This is a genomic window from Rhodopseudomonas sp. BAL398 (assembly GCF_033001325.1).
GTDB lineage: Bacteria > Pseudomonadota > Alphaproteobacteria > Rhizobiales > Xanthobacteraceae > JARJEH01.
Genome location: NZ_CP133111.1, coordinates 244,731 through 267,719, shown reverse-complemented (window position 1 = coordinate 267,719; position 22,989 = coordinate 244,731). Strand labels below are relative to the sequence as shown.

Genomic DNA, 22,989 nt, shown 5'->3' with positions numbered 1-22,989 from the left:
ACGGACCGGGCTAAATCTCCTTTAGCAATAGTCCGTTAACCCTAATGTCTGGTTAATCGCCGCCGCGCCCGAGCGCGGCGCCATGTTCGAAAGACCTCACCGCTATGCATGCCATCTTCGCCGCCGCATCGGAGCCCAACGCCGTTCCGATTTCCCTGGTCACCAAGGCAGAGTGGGACGCGGTCTGCGCCACGCTTCCGGAGGCCGCTCAGCGCTTCGCCAGGGCCAATGGCTACACCGCCAAACCCGGCCAGTTGCTCGCTTTGCCGTCGCCGACCGGCGACATCGCGGCGGTGCTGTTCGGCCTCGACGACCCCGCCGCGAAATCGCACGACCCGTTCCGGGCCGGACAACTGCCGGGCCTGCTGCCGCCGGGGCTCTATCGCTTCGCCGATGCGCCGCACGACATGCGTCTGGCGGCGCTGGCCTTCGCGCTGGGCTGCTACAAATTCGGCCGCTATCGCAAGACCGAGACGCCCGATGTCAGGCTGGTCGCACCGGCCGGTGTCGATATCGCGGCGATCGAACGCATCGCCGCGGCGGCGATGCTGGCGCGCGACCTGATCAATACCCCGTCCAACGACATGGGGCCCGAAGAGCTGTCGAGCGCGGCGCAGCTGCTGGCGCAACGCTTCGGCGCCACGTTCGATTGCATCGTCGGCGACGACCTCACCCGGAAAAATTTCCCGTTGATCCATGCGGTCGGCGTGGCGTCAGCGCGCGCGCCGCGGCTGATCGATTTTTGCTGGGGCGACCCGACCCATCCCAAGGTGACGCTGGTCGGCAAGGGCGTGTGTTTCGACACCGGCGGACTCGATCTCAAGCCGTCCGGCGGCATGCTGATCATGAAGAAGGATATGGGCGGCGCCGCCAATGTGCTGGCGCTGGCCTCGATGGTGATGGACGCCAAGCTGAAAGTCCGGCTCCGCGTGCTGATCCCCGCGGTCGAGAATGCGGTGGCCGGCAATGCGATGCGGCCGCTCGATGTATTCGCCTCGCGCAAGGGGCCGACCGTGGAAATCGGCAATACCGACGCCGAGGGTCGCCTGGTGCTGGCCGATGCGCTGGCCTATGCGGACGAAGAGGCGCCGGATCTGCTGATCGATCTCGGCACCCTGACCGGCGCGGCGCGGGTCGCACTCGGCCCAGACCTGCCGCCCTACTACACCAATGACGAGACGCTGGCGCTGGACCTCGCCCGCTGCGCCAAGGCGGAGAACGATCCGCTATGGCGGCTGCCGCTATGGGCGCCCTATGATGCGTGGCTGGATTCCAAGGTGGCGACGATCAACAACGCGCCGTCCGGCGGTTTTGCCGGCTCGATCACCTGCGCGCTGTTCCTGCAGCGCTTTGTCGAGCACGCCAAGAGCTGGCTGCATGTCGACATCTATGGCTGGACGCCGAAGGCCAAGCCCGGCCGTCCCGAAGGCGGCGAATGCCAGGCCGCGCGCGCCATCTTCGCGCTGCTGAGCCAGCGCTATGGATGATCCGCGGCTGACGCCGGCGCGGGGCGATCTTGCCGCGACATATCTCGAGGGCAAGGTCGCGGCGAAACGCTTCGTCACCGGCGAGGAATTCGAGGTGTTCGACGGCGTCGCGCCGCTGCGCCGCGAGCCGTTTTCCGGCGCGATGCTGGACACCCAGGCGCTGCGCGGCGAACGCGTCACGGTCTACGACCGCACCGAGGAAGGCTGGGCCTGGGGGCAATTGATCAGCGACGGCTATGTCGGCTGGCTGCCGGACATCGCGCTATACCGGCCCGGCGCGGAGCCGACCCACAAGGTCACGGCGCTGCGGACCTTCGCCTTCCCCGGCCCCTCGATCAAGCTGCCTCCGGTCGATACGTTGCCGCTCGGCGCCAGGATCGCGGTGGCGCGCGACGACGGCGCCTTTGTCATCACCGCCAATGGCCACCACATCCCGCGCTGCCACGTCGCCGAATTGGCAAGTCTCGAGCCGGATTTCGTCGCCGTCGCCGAGCGCTTTGTCGGCACGCCCTATCTGTGGGGCGGCAAGACCAGCCTCGGCATCGATTGCTCGGGGCTGGTGCAGGTCGCGCTCAACGCCTCCGGCATCGGCTGTCCGCGCGACAGCGACATGCAGCAAGAAAGCCTTGGACGCGCGCTGCCGCTGTCGCAGCTATCCGATCTACAGCGCGGTGACCTGATGTTCTGGAAAGGCCATGTGGCGATCGTCCGCGACGCCGCCACCATCGTGCATGCCAACGCCCATCACATGGCAACGGCGATCGAGCCCACGATCGATGCCATCGCCCGGATCAAGGCCGCGGGCAGCGCCGTTACCGCCATCAAGCGGCTCGACTGAGATAGTCCCGCAGCCGGCCGCGATGCAGCGCCAGCCATTGCAGCGCGCTGACCAGCAGCGCGTTCAACACCTCGCCGCGTTCCAGCGCGGCCAGGGCCTGATCTATCGACACCACAAATGGATGGGTGTCCTCGTCCTCATCAGCAACACCTCCGCGCGTCAAAATCTCCGCGGAATCGAGGAATCCTGCAAAGAACGTGACATATTCGTCGGTAAAGCCGGGCGTCGCCAATACGCTGAACAGCTCCACCACCAGCTGCGGCGCCACGCCGATTTCCTCGAGGCATTCGCGCCGCGCCGCCGCGTCGGGGCTCTCACCCGGCTCGACCCGTCCGGCCACGATCTCCACCATATCGCCGCGCCCGGTCGCCAGATGCGCCGGCAGCCGGAACTGGCGGATCAGCACCAGTTGATCGCGGCCCAGATCGATCGCCAGCACCGCGGCGACCCGGCTGGCACGCAGCACGTCGCGTCGCTGCAGCAATGGCGGCTCGCCGTCGCGGCGCAACGATACCTCGTAGCGCTCATAGGTCATGAAGCCCTGCCCGATCAGTTCGGGCGCCGACACCGTGACATCGGCCTTGCCATCCGCAAGCTTGATGCTGTCGTCTTTCATCGCCGGTCCTATGGCGCCACGCTGCCGTCCGGCGCGGCTTCGAGCCGGAACGCAGCGGCGAACAGCGCGCGCGTATAATCGGTCTTGGGGTTGGCGAACAGCTCCGAGGCCTCGCCTTCCTCGACTACTTTACCCTGACGCATGACGATCAGATGACTGGCGAGCGAAGCCACCACCCGCAAATCGTGGGAGATGAACATATAGGTGAGATCGCGCTTGCGCTGCAGCTCGCGCAGCAGATCGACCATCTGCGCCTGAAACAACATGTCGAGGGCGCTGGTCGGCTCGTCCAGCACCACGAAATTCGGCTCCAGCACGGCGGCCCGCGCGATCGAGATACGCTGGCGCTGGCCGCCGGAGAATTCATGCGGATAGCGAAACCGCGTCGCCGGATCGAGTCCGACGTCGTTCAACGCCTTGATCACCCGCGCCTCGCGCTCGCCCTCCGACAGCCCCGGCTGATGCACCCCGAGTCCCTCGGCGACGATGTCGCCGACCGACATCCGTGGGCTGAGCGCGCCGAACGGATCCTGAAACACGATCTGCATGTCGCGGCGGAACGGCCGCATCTGCTTGAACTTCAGCCCCTGAATATTATTGCTCAAAAACACGATCGGCCCGTCGGACGAGATCAGCCGCAGCAATGCCAGCCCCAGCGTGGTCTTGCCGGAGCCGGATTCGCCGACCACGCCGAGCGTCTCGCCCTTGCGCACCGACAATGTGACGCCGTCGACCGCCTTGATATGGCCGACGGTCTTGCGCAGAAAACCGCGCTTGATCGGAAACCAGACCTTCAGATCGTCGGTCGACATCACCACCGGCGCGTCGGGCCGCGGCGGCGCCGGATCGGGCTTCGGCTCGGCGGCGAGCAGCGCGCGGGTATAGGGATGCTGCGGCGCGGTGAAGACCTGCTCGACCGGGCCATGCTCGACGATCTTGCCGCCATTCATCACGCAGACCACGTCGGCAATCCGTCGCACGATGCCGAGATCATGGGTGATGAACAGCAGGCTCATGCCGAGCCGCGCCCGGATCTCCGCCAGCAATGTGAGGATCTGGGCCTGCACGGTGACGTCGAGCGCGGTGGTCGGCTCGTCGGCGATCAACAGGTCGGGCTCGTTGGCGAGCGCCATCGCGATCATCACCCGCTGGCGCTGCCCGCCGGACAATTGATGCGGATAGCTCGCAAGCCTGGTCTCAGGCTCGGGAATCCCGACGTGGGTCAAGAGCTCCAGCGTCCGCGCCCGCGCCTTGGCGCCGCGCGCCCCACCATGCAGCCGCAGAATCTCGGCGATCTGCGCCTCGATGGTGTGCAGCGGGTTGAGCGAGGTCATCGGCTCCTGGAAGATGATCGAAATCTCGTTGCCGCGAATGCCGCGAATCTCCTGCTCCGACATGGTCAGCAGTTCGCGTCCCTTGAAGTGGATGCTGCCCGACGGATGCGACGCGGTCGGATAGGGCAGCAGCTTCAGGATCGATAACGCGCTGACCGATTTGCCGGAGCCCGACTCGCCGACCAGCGCCACGCATTCGCCGCGCCTGATCTCGAACGACACATGATCGACCGCGATCGACGCACCGCTGGGCTGGTGAAACGCCACCGAGAGGTCGTCGACGGAGAGCAAGGGCTGGTTGACGACGTCCATCAGGCGAGGTCACTCATTTTGAGCCAGGTCAGGTCGCCTGTCAGCGTCCGGCCAAGACGGTGGTCTTCGGTCAGAAAATAATGACATCCCGCCGACTTCGCGGTCGCGACGTGGATCGCATCCATGGGCTTGATTCCGAGCTCTGCTTGAACGTGACAACATGCCAGAAGAATGTCGCGGCTGACCGGCAACGTGACAATCGGACTGGGCGGCGAGAACAACACCTCGTACTTGGAGATATAATCCGGATTTCTGAGCGCGACCGGCTTCGGCATGACTTCGGCAATCGTCAATTCCGAGGTGACGGCCCGCAGCGCTTTGGCGTCGATCGCGCTCAAAATCTTTCGCATGACCTCGGTCCAGCGACTGCCCTGCTCGATCGCATAGATGAAGAAGTTCGCATCGAGATAGATCAACCGATCCTGGTAGCGTGTCCACATCAGCGATCGTCGCGCAGCTCACGAATGTAGCGGATGACCTCCTCGTCGCTGCCGTGAATATTTGGAACCGACCCGACCAGCGGCGCGAGCAGCACACGCGGCTCGGGCTGATCCTTCAACCTGAATTCAATCTCGACCTGGCCATGTTCGGGCAAGCCCTCCCGCAGATCGGCAGGAAGCTGATCAACCGGGTAATCTCTGACTATCTTGTTCATGATCGCGCTCCTTCCCCGCCGACCCTACCACACCCTCACCGAAACGTCTTGCGGGGGTCGAAGGCGTCGCGGACGCCTTCGCCGATGAAGATCAGCAGCGACAGCATGATCGCCACCGCGAAGAAGCCGGTGAAGCCGAGCCACGGCGCCTGGACGTTGGCCTTGCCCTGGGCCAGCAATTCGCCGAGCGACGGCGAGCCCGGCGGCAGGCCGAAGCCGAGGAAGTCCAGCGCGGTCAGCGTCATCACCGAGGACGACACGATGAAGGGCAGAAACGTCATGGTCGCCACCATGGCGTTCGGCAGCAGATGCCGCATCATGATCTTGGCATTGGAGACACCGAGCGCCCGCGCCGCCATGATGTATTCGAAATTGCGCCCGCGCAGGAATTCGGCGCGCACCAATCCGACAAGCGACACCCAGGAGAACAGCAGCAGGATGCCCAGCAGCACGAAGAAGCCCGGCACCAGCACCGAAGACAGGATCAACAGCAGATACAACGACGGGATCGCGCTCCACACCTCGATGAAACGCTGGAAGCCCAGATCGACCCAGCCGCCGAAGTAACCCTGCACGCCTCCCGCGGCCACGCCGATGATCGAGGAAATGATCGTGAGGCTGAGGCCGAACAATACCGAGATCCGGAAGCCGTAGATCAGCCGCGCCACCACGTCGCGGCCCTGATCGTCGGTGCCGAGCCAGTTGTATTCGAGATCGCGGCAGCCGCTCAGCCCCTTCTTCTCGACCACCTGCTTGCACTGCGCCTCGGTCAGCAGCCAGGTCGGCTTCGACGGCGCCGGCGTCGGCAGATCGAGATTGTGGGTGTCGTAGGAATAGCGGATCAGCGGCCAGACCACGGTGCCGCCCTTGTCGGCGATCAGCTTTTTCAAATAGGGATCGCGATAATCCGCCGCGGTCTCGAAATCGCCGCCGAAAGCGGTCTCGGGATAGCTGACGAAGGCCGGGAAATACAATTTGCCGTCGAACTTGATCAGGAACGGCCGGTCATTGGCGATCAATTCGGCGAACAGCGAGACGAAAAACAGCAGCAGGAAGATCCAGAACGACCAATAGCCGCGGCGATTGGCCTTGAAATTCTGCCAGCGCCGGCGATTCAGCGGCGACACGCTGAGGCGGTGACGCGTCGGCGGCACGGCCTCGCCCATTGGCGCTTCCGTGGTGCTCTCGAGCGGTTTGCGCGCGGCAATCGTCATCAGACCTCCCGCGCCTCGAAATCGATCCGCGGGTCGACCCACATATAGGCCAGATCGGAGACCAGATTGACCACAAGCCCGACCAGCGAAAAAATGAACAGCGTGCCGAACACCACCGGATAATCGCGGTTGAGCACGCTCTCGAAGCCGAGCAGACCGAGCCCGTCGAGCGAAAAGATGGTTTCGATCAGCAGCGATCCGGAGAAAAACGCGCTGATGAAGGCGCCCGGAAAGCCGGCGATCACGATCAGCATCGCGTTGCGGAAGATGTGACCGTACAGCACCTGGGTCTGGCTGCAGCCCTTGGCGCGCGCGGTCATGACATATTGCTTGCGGATTTCATCGAGGAACGAGTTCTTGGTCAACAGCGTCATGGTGGCGAAGGCGCCGAGCACCATCGAGATCAGCGGCAGCGTGATGTGCCAGAAATAGTCGATGATCTTCCAATACCATGGAAACTCGCTCCAGCCGTCCGAGGTCAGCCCGCGCAGCGGGAAGATGCTCCAGAACGAACCGCCCGCGAACAGGATGATCAGCAGAATCGCGAACAGAAACCCCGGGATCGCAAAGCCGATGATGATCACCGCCGAGGTCCAGGTGTCGAATTTCGAGCCGTCCTTCACCGCCTTGCGGATGCCGAGCGGAATCGAGATCAGATAGGTCAATAGCGTCATCCAGATCCCGAGCGACATCGACACCGGCAGCTTCTCCTTGATCAGCTGCAGCACGCTGACGTCGCGGAAATAGCTCTTGCCGAAATCGAACCGGGCGAAATTCCACAACATCAGCGCGAAGCGCTCCGGCGCCGGCTTGTCGAAGCCGAACTGCTTTTCCAGGCTCTTGACGAAAGCCGGATCGAGCCCCTGGGCGCCGCGATATTTCGAGTTCACCGCGTCGGAGGCGGCGCCGACCTGGCTGCGGGCGCCGAAATCGCCGCCGGATGAGCCCGAGATCCGCGACGCCGCGCCGGTGTCGGCGCCCGACAATTGCGCGATCACCCGCTCCACCGGTCCGCCGGGCGCGAACTGCACCACCACGAAGGAGACGAACAGAATCCCCAGCAGCGTCGGAAACATCAGCAGGATACGGCGGGCGATATAGGCGCTCATGGCTATTTCGCCTCTTGTGGCTTGGCTGCCGACCACCACAGATCGGGCACGCCGACGTCGAGGTATTTTGGCAGTTTTGGCGGATGGCCGAACACGTCCCAATAGGCCAGCCGGTGCGAGCCGGAGTACCATTGCGGCACCCAATAGCGGCCGGCTCGGATCAGGCGGTCGAGCGCGCGGGCCGCGACGACCAGTTCGGCACGGGTGTCGGCAGCAATCACCCGATCCATCATCGCGTCGATCGCCGGGTCGGCAATTCCGGCCAGATTGTTGGAGCCCTTGATCGCAGCAGCGCGCGACGAGAAGAACGAGCGCAGTGAATCGCCCGGCACGGTCGAGAAGCCGAAGCGTTCGATGGTGATGTCGAAATCGAAATCGTCGCGCCGCGCCCGGTTCTGCACCGGATCGACCAGCCGCAGCGTGGCGTCGATGCCGAGCGTGCCGAGATTCTTGATAAAGGGCATGTGGTGCGGCTCGAACGCCGGCTCATCGAGCAGGAATTCGATCCGGAACGGCTCGCCCTGCGGCGTCCGCCGCTTGCCGTCCTTGAATTCACAGCCGGCCTGCTGCAGCAGATGCACCGCCTTGCGCAACAATCTGCGGTCCTGGCCGGAGCCATCCGAGACCGGCGGCAGGAATGGCGCGCCGAACACTTCGTCGGGCACCTTGCCGCGAAACGGCTCGAGCAGCGCCAGTTCGTCGGGCGATGGCGGGCCGACCGCCATCATGTCGGAATTCTGGAATGGCGACACCGTGCGCGCATAGGCGCCGTACATGATGGTCTTATTGGTCCATTCGAAGTCGAACGCGCAGCCCAGCGCCTCGCGCACCCGCGGATCCTTGAACTTGTCGCGCCGCGTATTGATGAACCAGCCCTGCGCGCCGGAGGGGGTCTCGTCGGGGAGACTCTCGCGCTTGACGCGGCCGTCCTGCACCGCGGGGAAATCGTAGCGGGTGGCCCAGATCCGCGAGGTGAATTCCTCGCGATACAGATAGCTGCGGCCGGTGAAGCCCTCGAAGGCGACGTCGCGGTCGCGATAGAAATCGAACCGCACGATGTCGAAATTATTGCTGCCGCGACTGACCGGCAGATCGGCGCCCCACCAATCCGCCACGCGATTGAACTCGATGTAGCGCCCCGATTCGAACCTGCCGACCTTGTAGGGCCCGCTGCCGAGCGGAATCTCGAGCGTCGATTGATCGAACGGCTGCTTGGCGTAGTAGGCTTTTGAGAAGATCGGCAGGCCGGCCACGAACAGCGGCACGTCGCGGCCGCGCTTGGCCGCGAAGGTGACGACCAGCGTGGCGTCGTCGGTGGCCTCCGCCGTCACCATGTCGCGCATCTGCTGGGTGATCCCCGGATGGCCCTTGGTCTTCAGCGCGGTCAGGGAGAACGCGGCATCGTGCGCGGTCAATTTGCTGCCGTCGTGAAACCGCGCTTGCGGACGCAGCGTGAACCGATAGCTCAGGCCATCGGCGGAGATCGCCACCGATTTCGCCACCAGCCCATACATCGCATCGGGTTCGTCGCCGGCGCGCACCATCAGCGGCGCGAAGGTCAGGCCCATGCCCTGGGCGCCGTCGCCCTTCAGGATGAAGGCATTGAGCGAATTGAAGGTCTGGAACGACTGGTTGAAAGCTCGCGTCGATGGAATCGTCGAAAACAGCCCACCCTTCGGGGCATCGACATTGACGTAGTCGAAATGCGCAAAATCCGCTGGATATTTCAGGTCGCCAAAGGCCGAGATGCCGTGGGCCTGGGTTTCGCCGTCAGCGGCCGCCGCAGGCGCCAGCCGCGTCGCCGCCAGCGCGCCGATGCCGAGGCCGAGCACGTTGCGGCGGTTGAGCGGCGCCATGCGCGGACCATTCGTCAAGAGCGTTTGCCGATCTTGGCGGCCTTCTCGGCATCGTACCACCACAGCGACGGCAACCCGGAGCGGGCATATTTCGGCAGCTCGGCGTGGCTGAAGCGGTCCCATCGCGCGTAACGGGCAAAGCCGTAGGTGAATTGCGGCACCACATAGTAGTTCCACAGCAGCACGCGATCGAGCGCCCTGGTGGCCGCGACCAGCTCGCTACGGCTCTTGGCGAAGATCACCTTTTCGATCAGCGCGTCGACCGCCGGATTCTTGATGCCGATGGTGTTGCGCGAGCCCGGCTGGTCGGCGGCCTGCGATCCCCAATAGTCGCGCTGCTCATTGCCGGGCGACAGCGATTGCCCCCACAGGTCGGTGATGATGTCGAAATCGAACGCGCGAATTCGGTTCTGATATTGCGCGTCGTCGACCATCCGGATCGAGACCGTGACGCCGATCCGCTCCAGCGAGGGCTTGTAGAACAGCGCGATCCGCTCCGTCGCCGGATCCTGCACCAGGATCTCGACCTTGACCGGCGTGCCGGCGGGATCGACCAGCAACTGGTTGCGGATATCGAACCCGGCCTCCTTCACCAGCTTCATCGCCTCGCGCAGATTGTCGCGCACGGCCTGCCGGTTGCCCCCGACCGGATTGCTATAGGGCGTGGTGAACAATTCGGCCGGCACTTTGTCGCGCACGGTGTCCAGGATAGCCAGTTCCTCGCCCGCGGGAATCCCCGACGAGGCCAATTCGGTGCCTTCGAAGTAGCTGTTGATCCGCTTGTACTGGCCGTAGAACAGCTGCTTGTTCATTTCCTCGAAATCGAACGCATAGTTGAAGGCGTGGCGGATTCGCGCATCCTTGAACATGTCGCGACGCAGATTGAGCACGAAGCCCTGCATCCGCCCGGAATCGTTAATCGGGAATTCTTCCTTGATCACCCGCTTCTCGGCCACCGCGGGAAACGCGTAGGCGGTCGCCCATTGCTTGGCCGAATTCTCGACGATCCAGTCGGCCTGATCGGCCTTGAACGCTTCCAGCGCCACGGTGTTGTCGCGAAAGAATTCGAAGCGCAATTCATCGAAATTATTCTGGCCGATCCGGGTCGGCGCCGCGGCGCCCCAATAATCCGGCACCCGCTCCAGCGTCACCGAGCGGCCGGCAACGAATTCCTTGATCCGATAGGGGCCGGAGCCGAGCGGCTTTTCCAGCGTGGTCGCGGAAATGTCGCGCTTGCGGCCCTGCTCGTCGCTGCCTTCCCACCAATGTTTCGGCAGCACGACGAGTTCGCCGACAATAGTCGGCAATTCGCGGTTACCGGGCGAGTCGAAGCTGAAGGTGATCTCGTGCGCGCCAGTCTTCTCGGTCTTGACGACGTGGCGATAATACGAGGCGTAGCGCGGGCTGTATTTCTTCAGCACATCGAGCGAGAAGATCACATCCTCCGGCGTCACCGGCTGGCCATCGTGCCAGCGCGCGTCGGCGCGCAGCCGGTACTTGACCCACGCAAAGTCGTCGGGATGCGACGCGGCATCCGCCAGCAAGCCATATTCGGTGGCGACCTCGTCCTGCGACTGGGTCATCAGGGTTTCGTAGATCAGCCCGACCGCCGGCGCGATATTGCCCTTCACACCGGCCACCGCGAGATTGAAATTGTCGAAGGTGCCGATCGAGATCTGCCTGGCGGTGCCGCCCTTCGGCGCAGCCGGATTGACGTAATCGAAGCGTTTGAAGTCGACGGGATATTTAAGATCGCCAAACAGCGACAGACCATGCCGCCAGGCCGGCTCGCCGGCCGCCGACCGCGCGGGCGTCGCTGCCAGCATCGAGAGGCCGGAGCCCAAGCCGAGGGCCGGGCCAACAGCGGCCAAAGCCCCGCTTTGCAGAAGAAGACGTCGGGTGAATGCCAAGGTGCTCAATTCCTGTTCGGACCTGAATGTTGGACCTGAATGCAAGTGCATTAGAGCCGCCATATGAGGCGAGGATTCGACCGATTATGCCGGATATTCCGTAGGATATCACCCCATCCGAATCAACTCTTGCGGCGAAACGTCCCGTTTCCCCACCCCGGGCTGCGCAACGAAAACGGCCAGGACACCCGCAAGGAGGTCCTGGCCGCGCGACTCATGAAAGGTGGAAGCGGAACCGACCGCTACTTCGCGGCCGTCGGTATCGGCATCGGATTGTCCGACAGGGTGCGCAGATAGTCGATCACGTCGGCGCGCTCGCTGTCCTTCTTGATTCCGGCGAAGCCCATCGCGGTGCCCGGGATGTAGGCCTTCGGATTGGTCAGGAACTTGTTGAGTTCGTCGAAGGTCCAGTTGCCGCCCTTGGCCTTCATCGCCGCGGAGAAGTTGAAGCCGTTGCGGCCCTCGCCGCGCGGTTCGCCGACGATGCCGTAGAGGTTCGGACCGACACGGTTGGGGCCGCCTTTCTCGAGGGTGTGGCAAGCCTGGCATTTCTTCGCCGCAGCCTGGCCCTTTTCGACCGACGCGGTTTGCAGCAATTTCTCGATCGGCACGGCGGCGACGGGCGCTGCGGCCTCCTTGTCGGCGGCGGGAGCCTCTTCCTTCACGGCAATATCGTAGCCCGGCTTGTCGATCTTGCTCGGTGCGAAGATGGCTTGCGCTGTAAAATTCGTCACCAGCAACACCAGGCATGTGCCCAGAATGGCGCCGAGCACTTTATTGAGTTCGAAGGAGTCCATTTTCGGTCAGGCTCCGATAGGCCAGCTGATCTGGCTTCAGTTTGGGTCTGGGAGGCAATCGCAACTAGACTTTAGGTGGGACCAGATAACGGTTTGCTGCTAGTGATGCAACCCGTATAAATGCGGCAAGTTTCCACGCCTTAAGCGGCTTGATAGCGGCCCTTTCGGGATTCGTCTGTCAGCTTTGCCTTACAAACATCGGGTCCAAATCCTGTACGATGACTGAGACCCATACCCTTGTGTTGATTCCCGCCCGAATGGCCGCCACCCGATTACCGGGCAAGCCGCTGCTGGACATCGCTGGCCTGCCGATGATCGTGCATGTGCTGCGGAAGGCGGAGGCGGCAGCGATCGGCCGGGTCGCGGTGGCCACCGACACGCCGCAGATCGCCGACATTGTGCGCGCGCATGGCGGCGAAGCGGTGATGACGCGGGCCGATCACCCATCGGGTTCGGACCGTATTTACGAGGCATTGCAGACCCTCGACCCCGACCGGACGATCCAGACGGTGATCAATCTGCAAGGCGATTTTCCCACCATCCGGCCGGACAATATCGGTGCCGTGCTGGCCCCGCTGGCCGATCCCGCAGTCGACATCGCGACGCTGGCGGCGCAAATCCACACCGAGGAAGAGAGCACCAATCCCAACGTGGTCAAGGTGATCGGCTCGCCTTTATCGCCGCAACGGTTGCGGGCGCTGTATTTCACCCGTGCCACCGCGCCCTGGGGCGAAGGGCCGCGTTATCATCACATCGGGCTCTACGCCTATCGCCGCGCCGCGCTGGAGCGATTCGTCGCGCTGCCCCCTTCGACACTGGAGCAGCGCGAGAAGCTCGAGCAATTGCGCGCGCTCGAGGCCGGAATGCGGATCGACGTCGGCATCGTCGACACCGTGCCGCGCGGTGTCGATACCCAGGCCGATCTGGAAACCGCACGCCGCATACTGGCGAAAAGCTGAGCGGTTGATACAAGGCGCCATGATCAACACCATGACCAAGACCATGAAAATCGCATTCCAGGGCGAACCGGGCGCAAACTCCCATATCGCCATCGGCGACGCCTACCCCGATGCCGAGGCGATGCCCTGCGCCACCTTCGAGGACGCGCTGGCGGCGATCGCCTCCGGCGAAGCCGATCTCGGGATGATCCCGATCGAAAACTCGGTCGCCGGACGCGTCGCCGACATCCATCATCTGCTGCCGCAATCCGGCCTGTTCATCGTCGGCGAGTGGTTCTTGCCGATTCGTCACCAGCTGATGGCACCGCCCGGCGCCACCCTCGCTGACATCAAGACTGTGGAAAGCCATGTCCACGCTCTGGGGCAGTGTCGGCGAATCATCCGCAAATTCGGGATCCGGCCGATCGTCTCCGGCGACACCGCGGGCTCGGCCCGCATCGTCGCCGAACGCGGCGACAAGAGCTGCGCCTCGATCGCCTCGCGGCTGGCCGCCAAGATCTACGGTCTCGATATTCTCGCCGAGGACGTCGAGGACGAGACCCACAACACCACCCGCTTCGTGGTGCTGGCGCGCGAGCCGCGCTGGGCCGCGCCGGGCTCCGGCCCACTGGTCACCACTTTTGTTTTCCGGGTGCGCAACCTGCCGGCGGCGCTGTACAAGGCGTTGGGCGGCTTCGCCACCAACGGCGTCAACATGACCAAGCTGGAAAGCTACATGGTCGACGGCAGTTTCTTCGCCACGCAATTCTACGCCGACGTCGACGGCCATCCCGAGGACCGCAACCTCGCCTTCGCGCTCGACGAGCTGAAATTCTTTTCGCGCGAATTCCGCATCGTCGGCGTCTATCCGGGCCACCCGTTCCGCGCGACCTTCAGCGAAACGTCGGACTGAATATTCAACAAGCGCACGAGCTTGACTTCGTCATTGCGAGGAGCCGTTGCGACGAAGCAATCCAGTCCTCTCTCGTAGCCCCTGGATTGCTTCGCTTTCGGCCGGCGCTGCGCGCCGTCCTCGGCTCGCAATGACGCCGCAGCACCGCGTTACGCCGCCGCCCGTTGCAGCTGGAACGCGTCCGCCAGCAGGCTGTAGGAGCGCTTGCGCGCCTCGTGATCATACACCGCGGTGATCACCATCAGCTCGTCGGCCTGGCTTGCAGTGATCATCGGCTGCAGCATTTGCAGCACCGTCGCCGGGCTGCCGACGAACAGTTTGGAGCGATTGCGCGCGATCGAGGCGCGCTCGCGGTCCGAATAATCATAGGCCAGCGCCTCCTCGACGCTGGGCAGCGGCGAATATTCGCCGCGGTCGCGGCGCAGCCGGTTGAGATCCATCGAGCTGGCGAGCCGCTCGGCCTCCTCGTCGGTCTCGGCAACAACCGCCGCCACCGCCAGAATGCCGTGCGGCGCACTGCGCCAGCGCGACGGCTTGAAATGCGCGCGGTAGTGCACCAGCGCATCGGTCGCATCAAAGGACGCAAAGTGATGGGCGAACGCAAAGCCCATCCCGACCTGGGCCGATAGTTCGGAGGAGTAATCGCTGGAACCGAGCAGCCAGATCGGCGGCAGCGGCACATCGTCCGGCATCGCGATGACATTGTTATAGGGGTGGCCAGCCGGAAAACCGCGGGTCTCCCACAGCATCAGCTCCTGCAGCCGCTCGAGAAAATCATCACCTTCGCGAATCTCGAGCCGGCGCCGCAGCGCATGCGCGGTGGCCTGATCGGTGCCCGGCGCGCGGCCGATGCCGAGATCGATCCGCCCCGGAAACAGCGCCTCCAACATCTTGAACCGTTCGGCGACCATCAGCGGCGCATGGTTCGGCAGCATCACGCCGCCCGATCCGACCCTGATATGCTTGGTCACCGCCGCAATCTGCCCGATCATGATGTCGGGTGCCGGGCTCGCCACCGAAGACAGATTGTGGTGCTCGGCCAGCCAATAGCGGACATAACCGAGACCGTCGGCGTGTTGCGCCAGATCGATGCTGTTGCGCAAGGCGGCAGCGGGCGGGGTGCCGGTGGTGACGACCGACAGATCGAGTATGGAAAGAGGTATCATCCGGTCAGCTTAGCCCGACGCTGCGGCGGGTCAAGCATCCGCCCCCAGATGAAACGCTAACACTGCCCACAATTGTCTCACGACATGTTGATACAGATCACGTCCGCGTTGCACTTGCCGCTTAAACGAAATGACGCTGTCAGGCGCAGCGACCTCATCATCGTCCTCAGTCGAGAACCCCTCCCATGCGAACCGCTCAGTCAATGCTGCTGCGATCGGCCGCTCTGGCCGCCTCGCTGCTATACGGCGCCCCATCCCATGCGGTCGAAGCCGCCAAGCCGCCAATCCAGATCGCGGCCATTACGGATGATGACGCCGCGCTGATTAAGCGCGGTGAATATGTGGCGCGGCTGGGCGATTGCGTCGCCTGTCACACCGCGCCCGGCGGCGCGGCGATGGCGGGCGGACGCGAACTCGCAACACCCTTTGGCAAGCTGTACTCGACCAACATCACCCCGGATCCGAAAAACGGGATCGGCAGCTATTCGTTCGAGCAATTCGATCGCGCGGTGCGCCATGGCGTGGCAGCGGACGGCCACAACCTTTATCCGGCGATGCCCTACCCGTCTTATGCCAAGACCAGCGACGCCGACATGCGGGCTTTGTTCGCCTATCTGTCGCGCGACCTGGCGCCGATCGACCAGGCCAACAAGCCGGCCGCGATGAACTGGCCGTTCAGCATGCGCTGGGGCCTGTCTCTGTGGAATTTGGTGTTTCTGGACAGCAAGCCGTTCCAGCCCGACGCCAACCACGACGCGGTGTGGAATCGCGGCGCCTATCTGGTGCAGGGGCTCGGCCATTGCGGCGCCTGCCATACGCCGCGCGGCATCGCTTTCCAGGAGAAGGCGATGAGCGACAAGGGCGCCGACGGCAAAGTCTTTCTCGCCGGCGAGACCGTGGAATCATGGCGCGCGCTCAGCCTGCGCGACCTTTGGACCGTCGAGCAGACCAAGATGCTGCTCAAGACCGGACAGAATGATTTCGCCACGGTGTCCGGCGGCATGACCGACGTCATCCATAACAGTACCCAGCACTTCACCGACGCCGATCTGACCGCGATCGCCACCTATCTGAAATCGCTGCCGGCGGGCGACGGCGATCTGACCGCACCGGCCGCGCCGCTGCGCGTTGCCAGCACGACGCCGCCTGCCGGCCTGTTCACCACCCGCGGCGGGTTGGGCTATGTGCAGTTCTGCGTCGACTGCCACCGCCAGGATGGCGCCGGCGTGAAGGGAATCTTCCCGCCGCTGTCCGGCAATCTCTCGGTCACCGACGCCAACCCGGCGACGCTGCTGCATCTGACCCTGACCGGCTGGAAGACCGCCGAGACCGCCACCCATCCGCGGGTCTACACCATGCCGGGATTCAGCCGGCTGTCCGATCAGGAGCTCGCCGAGATCGTGAGCTTCGTGCGCGACAATTGGGGCAATCACGCCAAGCCGGTGACCGCGACCGACGTCAAGAAGATGCGGGCCGAGCTCGATCCCAAGGTCACGGATTCCTCGACCTTCGACACGCCGCGTCTGGCCGACATGCTGACCGCGACAAATCCCGCCCAGGTCGTGCGCGGCATGCGGCTGCATCTGGAGACCAAGGCGCTGCTGCCGGACCATGTCGGCGACGTGCTGAACTGCACCAGCTGCCATCTCAATGTCGGCACCGTCGCCGACGGCTCGCCCTTTGTCGGCGTCTCGGCCTTCTTCCCGAGCTATCAGCCGCGCGGCGGCCGGATCATCACATTGGAAGACCGCATCAATGGCTGCTTCCAGCGCTCGATGAATGGCAAACCGCTGGCCAACGACTCCGACGACATGAAGGCGATGGTCGCCTATTTCGACTGGATGAAGCGGGAAACCAAGCCTGAGGACAAAGTCGCCGGTCGCGGCGTCGGCAAGATCGACCGCGCCATCAAGCCCAATGTGGACAATGGCAAGGTGGTTTACGCCACGCAATGCGCGGTGTGTCACGGCAAGGACGGCGAAGGCCTGAAAAATGCCGACGGCCGCGTCATCTATCCGCCGCTGTGGGGCGCCGAGTCTTTCAATATCGGCGCCGGCATGGCTCGCACCTATACGGCGGCGGCCTTCGTCAAGCGCAACATGCCGGTCGGCTTCCACGAGAAGTTTCCGCTCGGACAAGGTGGGCTGTCGGATCAGGAAGCCGTCGACGTCGCGGAATATTTCACCCACCAACCGCGGCCGGATTTCCCCGGCAAGGTCAACGACTGGCCCAAAGGCAAGAAACCGTCGGATGCGAGGTACTGATCCGCGCCATCGCGCGAAACCGCACGGACGCCGCGGCCGATCCTGATCGGTCGCGGCGTGACGATTCCAAGCGACCATCAGATGCCGATCGTCCTGCATTGCGGGTCGATCGGCCTCGCACCGCAACAAGGACATGGCAGCGGCGCCGTTGGGCCAAAATCTGAATCGCGCGACGCCCGACCATAGCCCACTCGACCAGCCGGTCCAAAAGCCAGACTGCAGCGCCGACGGCGTTATATTGAGAGTGTTTTCCCTGAAAGACCGGCGTTTTATTCGCCCACGCTGCGGGCACATTCTGCCCACTTTCGAATTTCTATTTCGAATTTAATCGACATTTTTGATACGATTGGGCAATTTCCCACGTCAAATGCGGCTTCCGTGGGCTAGCCGATCCGGCCGGTTCGGCCTACTTTAACCAGACTGCGGCTAACCCATCGCGCTTGGGCGCGGCAATTTTCAATACGTGACCATTTCGGACAGCCACGTTCGACAGCCAAGGGCCTGAACGACATGAGCGAACGACCGCAACAACTGCCGGCGATCTCCTTCGAATTCTTTCCGCCGAAGACCGAAGAGATGGATCGCGCGCTGTGGGAGTCGATCAGCCGGCTGGCGCCGCTGGCGCCGACTTTCGTATCGGTGACCTATGGGGCCGGCGGCTCGACCCGCGAGCGTACCCACGCCACCATCGCCCGCATCCTGAAAGAGACCGCGCTGATTCCGGCGGCGCATCTGACCTGCGTCGGCGCCGCCAAATCCGATATCGACGACGTCGTGGCGCGCTACCACGAGGTCGGCGTGCGCCACATCGTGGCGCTGCGCGGCGACCCCGAAAACGGCATCGGTTCGGCCTATGTGCCGCATCCGCACGGTTACAAGACCTCGGCCGATCTGGTTGCCAGCATCAAGAAGCGGTTTCCTGACATCGACGTCACGGTGTCGGCCTATCCGGAGAAACATCCGGAGAGCGCCACTTTCGACGCCGATATCGACGTGCTCAAGGCCAAGATCGATGCCGGCGCGACCCGCGCCATCACCCAGGTGTTTTTCGACAACGATCTGTACTTCCGCTATCTCGACCGCGTGCGCGCCCGCGGCATCGACATCCCGATCCTGCCCGGCATCATGCCGATGCATAATTTCAAGCAGGCCCGCAACTTCGTCACCCGCGCCGGCACCACGGTCCCGGACTGGCTGGCAGACAAGTTCGAGGGTCTCGATGACGACGCCGAGACCAGGAAGCTGGTCGCCGCGGCGGTCGCCGCCGGCCAGGTGCAGAAGCTGGCCAAGCACGGCGTCGACACCTTTCATTTTTACACCATGAACCGCGCGGACCTGGTGTTCGCCATTTGCCATTTGCTCGGGCTTCGCCCGAACGGCGCCCGGAAAGCAGCCTGACCCATGACCGTGCCGACCTCCCCCCAACGCTCCGCTTTGCTCGCGCTCGCCGCCGAACGCATTCTCGTGCTCGACGGCGCGATGGGCACCATGATCCAGCAGCTGCAATTCGACGAGGCGGCGTTTCGCGGCGAGCGCTACAAGGACTTCCATCGCGACCTGCGCGGCAATAATGATCTGTTGATCCTGACCCAGCCGCAGGCGATCGAGGACATCCACGCGCAATATCTGCGCGCCGGCGCTGACATCGTCGCCACCAACACCTTCTCGTCGACCTCGATCGCGCAGGCCGATTACGACCTGTCGTCGATTGCCTATGAGATGAGCCGCGAGGGCGCGCGGCTGGCCCGCAACGCCGCCAAGCGCGTCGAGGCCGAGGACGGCAAGAAGCGCTTCGTCGCCGGCGCCATCGGCCCCACCAACCGCACCGCCTCGATCTCGCCCGACGTCGCCAATCCAGGCTATCGCGCGGTGACCTTCGACGATCTGCGCACCGCCTATGGCGAGCAGATCAACGGCTTGCTCGACGGCGGCGCCGATCTGCTGCTGGTCGAAACCATCTTCGATACGCTCAACGCCAAGGCGGCGCTCTACGCCATCGCGGAAATCACCGAGGAACGCGGCATCGACATGCCCGTGATGATCTCCGGCACCATCACCGACAAATCCGGCCGGCTGCTGTCGGGCCAATTGCCGGAAGCGTTCTGGAATTCGGTGCGCCACGCCCGCCCCGCCACGATCGGCTTCAACTGCGCACTCGGCGCCGAGGACATGCGCGGCCATATCGCCGATATCGGTCGCGTCGCCGATACGCTGGTCTGCGCCTATCCGAATGCCGGCCTGCCCAATGAATTCGGCGAATATGACGAGAGCCCGGAATACATGGCGCGGCTGGTCGGCGAATTCGCCCGCGACGGGCTGGTCAACATCGTCGGCGGCTGCTGCGGCACCACGCCGGATCATATCGCGGCGATCGCCGCCGCCGCGGCGCCGCACCAGCCGCGCATCGTGCCGACCATCGAGCCGCGGCTGCGCTTGAGCGGGCTGGAATCGTTCGACCTGACCAAGGACATTCCCTTCGTCAATATCGGCGAGCGCACCAACGTCACCGGCTCGGCCAGATTCCGCAAGCTGATCACCGCCGGCGACTACAACGCCGCGCTGAAGGTGGCGCGCGACCAGGTCGAGAACGGCGCCCAGATCATCGACGTCAATATGGATGAGGGCCTGCTCGATTCCGAAGCCGCGATGGTGACCTTCCTCAATCTGGTCGCCGCCGAGCCCGACATCGCCCGCGTGCCGGTGATGGTGGATAGTTCGAAATTCGCCGTGATCGAGGCCGGGCTGAAATGCCTCCAGGGCAAGCCGGTGGTCAATTCGATCTCGATGAAGGAAGGCGAAGCCAAGTTCATTCACGAAGCAAAGATCGCGCGGCGTCACGGCGCCGCCGTGGTGGTGATGGCGTTCGACGAGCAGGGCCAGGCCGACACCTTCGCGCGCAAGACCGAGATCTGTAAGCGGGCCTACGACATCCTGGTCGGGCAGCTCAACTTCCCGCCGGAAGACATCATCTTCGATCCCAATGTGTTCGCGATCGCCACCGGGCTCGAGGAGCACAATAATTACGGCGTCGATTTCATCGAAGCCACCCGCTGGATCCGCAAAAACCTGCCGCACGCGCATATTTCCGGCGGCGTCTCCAACCTGTCGTTCTCGTTCCGCGGCAATGAGCCGGTGCGCGAGGCGATGCATTCGGTTTTCCTGTATCATGCCATCAAGGCCGGCATGGATATGGGCATCGTCAATGCCGGGCAGATGATCGTCTATGACGACATCGACCCCGAGCTGCGCCAGACCTGCGAGGACGTCATCCTCAACCGCGATCCCGGCGCGTCCGAGCGGCTGCTGGAGCTCGCCGAGAAATATCGCGGCCAGGGCAAGCAGGTGAAAGAACAGGATCTGGCCTGGCGCGACTGGCCGGTGGAAAAGCGGCTGTCCCACGCTTTGGTGCACGGCATCACCGAATATATCGAGGCCGATACCGAGGCGGCGAGGCTGACCGTGGTGCGGCCGCTGCACGTCATCGAAGGCCCGTTGATGGCCGGCATGAACATCGTCGGCGACCTGTTTGGCGACGGCAAGATGTTCCTGCCACAGGTGGTGAAATCCGCCCGCGTGATGAAGCAGGCGGTGGCTTATCTGATGCCGTTCATGGAGCAGGAGAAGGCCGACAATTTGGCCGCCGGCATTGCGGGCGACGGCCGCAAGAACGCCGGCAAGATCGTGATCGCCACCGTCAAGGGCGACGTCCACGACATCGGCAAGAACATCGTCGCCATCGTGCTCCAGTGCAACAATTTCGAGGTGATCGACCTCGGCGTCATGGTGCCGGCTTCGAAGATCATCGAGACCGCCAAGGCCGAGAAGGCCGACATCATTGGTCTCAGCGGCCTGATCACGCCGTCGCTCGACGAGATGAGCTTTCTGGCCTCCGAAATGCAGCGCCAGGGCCTCACCGTGCCGCTGTTGATCGGCGGCGCCACCACCAGCCGGGTTCACACCGCGGTCAAGATCGACCCGAACTATCCGAATGGGCCGGTGGTGCATGTCAACGACGCCAGCCGCGCCGTCGGCGTCGCCTCCTCGCTGCTGTCGGCGGACAAGCGCGAGGCCTATGCGGCCGAGATCCGCGCCGACTACGCCAAGATTTCGGCGGCGCATTTCCGCGCCCAGGCCGACAAGAAGCGGCTGCGGCTGTCGGATGCCCGCGCCAATGCCACGAAGATCGACTGGTCGGCGGCGCAGCCGAAGAAGCCCGCTTTCATCGGCACCAGAAGCTTCGGCGGCTATTCGCTGGCCGAGCTCGCCGATTACATCGACTGGACGCCGTTCTTCCAGACCTGGGAATTGGCCGGGCGCTATCCGGCGATTCTCGACGACGCCAAGGTCGGCGAAGCCGCGCGGTCGCTTTATGCGGATGCGCGCAAGATGCTGGCGCGGATCATCGACGAGAACTGGTTCACCGCGAATGCGACGATCGGGTTCTGGCCGGCCAATGCGGTCGGCGACGACATCGTGATCTATGCCGACGAGCAGCGCGCCGCGCCGATCGCCACCTTCCACACGCTGCGCCAGCAGCTGGAGAAGCGCGAGGGCCGCGCCAACGCCGCTTTGGCCGATTTCATCGCGCCGGTCGCCAGCGGCGCGCCGGATTATATCGGCGCCTTCGTGGTCACCGCCGGAATCGGCGAGGACGTGATCGCCGACAAGTTCAAGAACGCCAATGACGATTACTCCTCGATCCTGTGCAAGGCGCTGGCGGATCGGTTGGCCGAGGCCTTCGCCGAACGGATGCATCAGCGGGTGCGCCACGAATTCTGGGGCTATGCGCCCGACGAGGCGCTGCCGATCGACCAATTGATCCTGGAGAAATATCAGGGCATCCGCCCGGCGCCCGGCTATCCGGCGCAGCCCGACCATACCGAGAAGGCGACGCTGTTCACGCTGCTCGACGCCGAGACCAGCGCCGGCGTGCGGCTCACCGAAAGCTATGCGATGTGGCCGGGCTCCTCGGTGTCGGGGCTGTATTTCGGCCATCCGGACAGCTATTATTTCGGCGTCGGCAAGATCGAGCGCGATCAGGTCGAGGACTACGCCGCGCGCAAGGGCTGGACGGTGACCGAGGCCGAACGATGGCTGGCGCCGGTGCTGAACTACATCCCGACGCAGGACCGCTCGGCGCAGAACCGCGCCGTCGCCGACACCATGCCGCCGCTGGCCCCCGAGGCGCTGCCGTCGCCCGCCAACGACGTCGAAAAAACCCTCACCTCGCATCCCCCCGGCTGCAACTGCGCGGTGCATCTGGCGTATCGCAGGAAGACGGTGGGAGCGAAGTAAGCGGCGAACGCACTTTCTATCCCTCCCCCTTGCGGGGAGGGTGGCCCGGCAAGCGTAGCGAAGCCGGGTCGGGTGGGGGTAAGCCCCATCCACAGTGCCCGCGGCACCCCCACCCCGGCCTCCGCTTCGACGACGCTACGCATCGTCTTCGCTCGGCCGACCCTCCCCGCAAGGGGGAGGGATTTCGCGAGCGCATCGCGCGAAATCCGATTCGATTTCCAAATGGCGCTTACGACGTCGTTGCCGGCTTGAGCCGGCACCCCATCCGCTGAACGGTGGCGACCT

General features: G+C 64.1%; 17 protein-coding genes. 7 read left to right on the top strand and 10 right to left on the bottom strand.

The features are described 5' to 3' along the window. The first annotated feature begins 104 nt into the window (after positions 1 to 104). Together RBJ75_RS01190 and RBJ75_RS01185 are read left to right on the top strand one after the other, a co-directional pair. Positions 105 to 1,487, top strand: a complete 1,383-nt coding sequence (locus RBJ75_RS01190) for a leucyl aminopeptidase family protein (protein WP_044413204.1) — start codon at positions 105 to 107, stop codon at positions 1,485 to 1,487. Then, a complete protein-coding gene (locus RBJ75_RS01185; RefSeq protein ID WP_044413202.1) occupies positions 1,480 to 2,325 on the top strand; it encodes a C40 family peptidase in 846 nt (281 codons plus the stop codon). The genes RBJ75_RS01190 and RBJ75_RS01185 overlap by 8 nt, the downstream gene beginning before the upstream one ends. On the opposite strand, the gene RBJ75_RS01180 is transcribed toward RBJ75_RS01185, so the two are convergent. The 9 genes from RBJ75_RS01180 to RBJ75_RS01140 all read right to left on the bottom strand — a co-directional run bounded on the left by RBJ75_RS01180 (position 2,309) and on the right by RBJ75_RS01140 (position 12,128). Further along, positions 2,309 to 2,941, bottom strand: a complete 633-nt coding sequence (locus RBJ75_RS01180) for an NUDIX domain-containing protein (RefSeq protein WP_044413199.1) — start codon at positions 2,939 to 2,941, stop codon at positions 2,309 to 2,311. The genes RBJ75_RS01185 and RBJ75_RS01180 overlap by 17 nt on opposite strands. Before the next feature lie 8 nt (positions 2,942 to 2,949). Next, complete coding sequence (locus tag RBJ75_RS01175) at positions 2,950 to 4,587, bottom strand: ABC transporter ATP-binding protein (protein ID WP_173427366.1); 1,638 nt, start codon at positions 4,585 to 4,587, stop codon at positions 2,950 to 2,952. Next, a complete protein-coding gene (locus tag RBJ75_RS01170; RefSeq protein ID WP_160297943.1) occupies positions 4,587 to 5,003 on the bottom strand; it encodes a type II toxin-antitoxin system VapC family toxin in 417 nt (138 codons plus the stop codon). Before RBJ75_RS01170 ends, RBJ75_RS01175 begins: the two co-directional genes overlap by 1 nt. Positions 5,004 to 5,026: 23 nt before the next feature. Then, the gene (locus tag RBJ75_RS01165; protein ID WP_152647753.1) at positions 5,027 to 5,242 is read right to left on the bottom strand and encodes a hypothetical protein; all 216 of its coding nucleotides are present in this window, start codon (positions 5,240 to 5,242) and stop codon (positions 5,027 to 5,029) included. A gap of 35 nt (positions 5,243 to 5,277) precedes the next feature. Continuing rightward, positions 5,278 to 6,456 (bottom strand): ABC transporter permease, encoded by a 1,179-nt coding sequence (locus tag RBJ75_RS01160; protein ID WP_044413194.1) that lies wholly within the window; start codon positions 6,454 to 6,456, stop codon positions 5,278 to 5,280. Beyond that, a complete protein-coding gene (locus RBJ75_RS01155; RefSeq protein ID WP_044413191.1) occupies positions 6,456 to 7,565 on the bottom strand; it encodes a microcin C ABC transporter permease YejB in 1,110 nt (369 codons plus the stop codon). The genes RBJ75_RS01160 and RBJ75_RS01155 overlap by 1 nt, the downstream gene beginning before the upstream one ends. 2 nt (positions 7,566 to 7,567) lie before the next feature. Further along, on the bottom strand, positions 7,568 to 9,421 hold the full coding sequence (locus tag RBJ75_RS01150) for an extracellular solute-binding protein (RefSeq protein WP_044413188.1): 1,854 nt from the start codon (positions 9,419 to 9,421) through the stop codon (positions 7,568 to 7,570). Positions 9,422 to 9,435: 14 nt separating this feature from the next. Continuing rightward, the gene (locus RBJ75_RS01145; protein WP_152647752.1) at positions 9,436 to 11,331 is read right to left on the bottom strand and encodes an extracellular solute-binding protein; all 1,896 of its coding nucleotides are present in this window, start codon (positions 11,329 to 11,331) and stop codon (positions 9,436 to 9,438) included. 242 nt (positions 11,332 to 11,573) lie between these two features. Further along, positions 11,574 to 12,128 (bottom strand): c-type cytochrome, encoded by a 555-nt coding sequence (locus RBJ75_RS01140; RefSeq protein WP_044413183.1) that lies wholly within the window; start codon positions 12,126 to 12,128, stop codon positions 11,574 to 11,576. Between the two features lie 218 nt (positions 12,129 to 12,346). On the opposite strand from RBJ75_RS01140, the gene RBJ75_RS01135 reads away from it, so the two are divergent. Together RBJ75_RS01135 and RBJ75_RS01130 are read left to right on the top strand one after the other, a co-directional pair. After that, positions 12,347 to 13,087 carry a 3-deoxy-manno-octulosonate cytidylyltransferase gene (locus tag RBJ75_RS01135; RefSeq protein WP_044413180.1) on the top strand — a complete coding sequence of 247 codons (741 nt, stop codon included), beginning with the start codon at positions 12,347 to 12,349 and terminating at the stop codon, positions 13,085 to 13,087. A 31-nt stretch (positions 13,088 to 13,118) separates the two neighbouring features. Then, complete coding sequence (locus tag RBJ75_RS01130) at positions 13,119 to 13,979, top strand: prephenate dehydratase (RefSeq protein ID WP_044413216.1); 861 nt, start codon at positions 13,119 to 13,121, stop codon at positions 13,977 to 13,979. Positions 13,980 to 14,128: 149 nt separating this feature from the next. Here the strand turns inward: RBJ75_RS01130 and RBJ75_RS01125 are convergent, their stop codons facing one another. After that, positions 14,129 to 15,145 (bottom strand): LLM class flavin-dependent oxidoreductase, encoded by a 1,017-nt coding sequence (locus tag RBJ75_RS01125; protein ID WP_044413177.1) that lies wholly within the window; start codon positions 15,143 to 15,145, stop codon positions 14,129 to 14,131. 203 nt (positions 15,146 to 15,348) lie between these two features. Between RBJ75_RS01125 and RBJ75_RS01120 the strand changes: the two genes are divergently transcribed. The 3 genes from RBJ75_RS01120 to metH all read left to right on the top strand — a co-directional run bounded on the left by RBJ75_RS01120 (position 15,349) and on the right by metH (position 22,704). After that, positions 15,349 to 17,409 carry a c-type cytochrome gene (locus RBJ75_RS01120; protein ID WP_234707437.1) on the top strand — a complete coding sequence of 687 codons (2,061 nt, stop codon included), beginning with the start codon at positions 15,349 to 15,351 and terminating at the stop codon, positions 17,407 to 17,409. A 510-nt stretch (positions 17,410 to 17,919) separates the two neighbouring features. Then, positions 17,920 to 18,807, top strand: a complete 888-nt coding sequence (gene metF, locus RBJ75_RS01115; RefSeq protein WP_044413174.1) for a methylenetetrahydrofolate reductase [NAD(P)H] — start codon at positions 17,920 to 17,922, stop codon at positions 18,805 to 18,807. Positions 18,808 to 18,810: 3 nt separating this feature from the next. After that, positions 18,811 to 22,704 carry a methionine synthase gene (gene metH, locus RBJ75_RS01110; protein ID WP_044413171.1) on the top strand — a complete coding sequence of 1,298 codons (3,894 nt, stop codon included), beginning with the start codon at positions 18,811 to 18,813 and terminating at the stop codon, positions 22,702 to 22,704. Positions 22,705 to 22,989: the final 285 nt, after the last annotated feature.

Coding starts and splice junctions, on each gene's coding strand:
- RBJ75_RS01190 (WP_044413204.1), top strand. CDS start 105: ATGCATGCCATCTTCGCCGCCGCATCGGAGCCCAACGCCGTTCCGATT.
- RBJ75_RS01185 (WP_044413202.1), top strand. CDS start 1,480: ATGGATGATCCGCGGCTGACGCCGGCGCGGGGCGATCTTGCCGCGACA.
- RBJ75_RS01180 (WP_044413199.1), bottom strand. CDS start 2,941: ATGAAAGACGACAGCATCAAGCTTGCGGATGGCAAGGCCGATGTCACG.
- RBJ75_RS01175 (WP_173427366.1), bottom strand. CDS start 4,587: ATGGACGTCGTCAACCAGCCCTTGCTCTCCGTCGACGACCTCTCGGTG.
- RBJ75_RS01165 (WP_152647753.1), bottom strand. CDS start 5,242: ATGAACAAGATAGTCAGAGATTACCCGGTTGATCAGCTTCCTGCCGAT.
- RBJ75_RS01160 (WP_044413194.1), bottom strand. CDS start 6,456: ATGACGATTGCCGCGCGCAAACCGCTCGAGAGCACCACGGAAGCGCCA.
- RBJ75_RS01155 (WP_044413191.1), bottom strand. CDS start 7,565: ATGAGCGCCTATATCGCCCGCCGTATCCTGCTGATGTTTCCGACGCTG.
- RBJ75_RS01150 (WP_044413188.1), bottom strand. CDS start 9,421: ATGGCGCCGCTCAACCGCCGCAACGTGCTCGGCCTCGGCATCGGCGCG.
- RBJ75_RS01140 (WP_044413183.1), bottom strand. CDS start 12,128: ATGGACTCCTTCGAACTCAATAAAGTGCTCGGCGCCATTCTGGGCACA.
- RBJ75_RS01135 (WP_044413180.1), top strand. CDS start 12,347: ATGACTGAGACCCATACCCTTGTGTTGATTCCCGCCCGAATGGCCGCC.
- RBJ75_RS01130 (WP_044413216.1), top strand. CDS start 13,119: ATGACCAAGACCATGAAAATCGCATTCCAGGGCGAACCGGGCGCAAAC.
- RBJ75_RS01125 (WP_044413177.1), bottom strand. CDS start 15,145: ATGATACCTCTTTCCATACTCGATCTGTCGGTCGTCACCACCGGCACC.
- RBJ75_RS01120 (WP_234707437.1), top strand. CDS start 15,349: ATGCTGCTGCGATCGGCCGCTCTGGCCGCCTCGCTGCTATACGGCGCC.
- metF (WP_044413174.1), top strand. CDS start 17,920: ATGAGCGAACGACCGCAACAACTGCCGGCGATCTCCTTCGAATTCTTT.
- metH (WP_044413171.1), top strand. CDS start 18,811: ATGACCGTGCCGACCTCCCCCCAACGCTCCGCTTTGCTCGCGCTCGCC.